Raw genomic sequence first — 1,672 nt, forward strand, 5'->3', positions numbered from 1 at the left:
CCCCACACACCCCCCCCCCGGCGCCCCCACACGGCACGCAACCCCGCGCCCCTCCTCCAGCCCCCCCCTGGGCGGCGGGCGGCCCTGAGCGGGACTGCTTCCCCCCCGCCCACTCCCCGCGTCGGCGCCCTGGTTCCCCCCCCCCTCCCCATGCCAATGCCCGGAAGGGAAGGTTCCTTTTTGGGCGCGCCCGCCGAAGTATCCGATTACCGCCGCACCCAGGATGACCAGCGGGAAGGGCGCGTGAAAGAGGAAGAGCGCCAGGAAAGCGGCTGCGGCAAGGGCCACCATCACGTTGTTTTTGAGCGCCCGCTTGCCGACCCGAACGACGGCTTCCAGCACGACGGCCAGCACAGCGGCTTTCAACCCAAAGAAAAGCGCCTGGACGGCCCCGACATTGCCGAAGATCGCATAGATCCAGCTAAGCGCCATGATGGTCGCGACACCCGGCAGCACGAACAGGATGCCGGCGACCAGCCCGCCACGCGTCTTGTGCAGCAGCCATCCGATATAGATCGCGAGCTGCTGGGCTTCCGGTCCGGGCAGGAGCATGCAGTAGTTCAGGGCATGCAGGAACCGCGTCTCGCCGATCCAGCGCTTCTCCTCGACAATGATACGATGCATGACCGCGATCTGGCCAGCCGGGCCGCCGAAGCTCAATGCGGCAACGCGGGCCCACACCCGGACAGCTTCGCGGAAGGGGATGCCATGCGAAGGTGTATCACCGCGAGGATCCGTGGCCGGCTCGGTGGCGTGGATGTCGGTCATGATTTTTCCTTACCCGCGCTTCTGGCGGAAATATTGATAGAGATTGTCGAAGACGTGGAAGCCTTGCCCGAGTCTTTGCTCGTCTGCCTTGTTCGTCATGACGATCCCGGCAATCAGGCTGGCAATCCCTGCCGTCTCCTCGCGGCCGAACTTGCCGTCCTTGAGGTCAATGTCGTGGACAATCTCTGCGATGGCCTGGAGCGCCGGATCCGTCATGCCGGTGCGGATGAGCAGGACCTCGAAACTGCAGCGGTCGCCCTCATGGGTGATCTCGCCTTCGAACATGTCGAAACGTATCTCCCCAGGCTTCGGGACATAACCCTTTCCTGGCACGAAGCGGATGGGGGCATTCGCATCGATGAATCGACGGATCAGCCAACTGCAGGCGATGCGATCGACATGAACATCCCGCCTCGTCACCCAGGTCCGCCCCTTGAATTCGGCGATCGGATCGGCGGCTTTTGATGGAGCCCTGCTCATACCCTCATCCTCCGTAACCCGTTCATCGAGGTTGGCGAGCAGTCCTTCGACAGTTAAGCGGCCCGTGGCGCCGAAAAAGTCGATCGCCACGAGCTCGGCGAGTCGCTTGCGCATGCGGACGAGTTGGGAGCGAGCGTCCGCGCGCTTGTCTGCCGTCACCTCCGTATCCAGCTCTGCGGCCAGAGCGCGTGCTTCCCTGGCGATCTCGGCGAAATCGTCGTCACGCGCGGCGTCGAACAGGGCGCGGACCTGTGCGTCTGACAGGCCGTCGATGAGGCGCGCCTCACAGATCAACGCCTCGCCGCCACCGTCGATGATCTCCTTCAGCACCCACTCGAAGTCCTCCTGCGTCTCGGCGTTGGCCGGTAGCGCGTACACCTGGCGCCTACACACATCTGACGCGGCCGACGAGCCCCCCAGTGGG

General features: G+C 64.7%; 2 protein-coding genes. Both read right to left on the minus strand.

Going from position 1 to position 1,672, the window contains the following annotated elements; all coding sequences use genetic code 11:
- A partial coding sequence (locus tag C9413_RS31900) for a chromate transporter (RefSeq protein WP_170251521.1) occupies window positions 1-768 on the minus strand: 768 nt, incomplete at its 3' end.
- 9 nt (window positions 769-777) lie between these two features.
- A partial coding sequence (locus tag C9413_RS31905; RefSeq protein ID WP_170251523.1) for a chromate resistance protein ChrB domain-containing protein occupies window positions 778-1,672 on the minus strand: 895 nt, incomplete at its 5' end.

Source organism: Rhizobium sp. SEMIA 4085, assembly GCF_013004495.1.
Lineage (GTDB): Bacteria > Pseudomonadota > Alphaproteobacteria > Rhizobiales > Rhizobiaceae > Rhizobium > Rhizobium gallicum.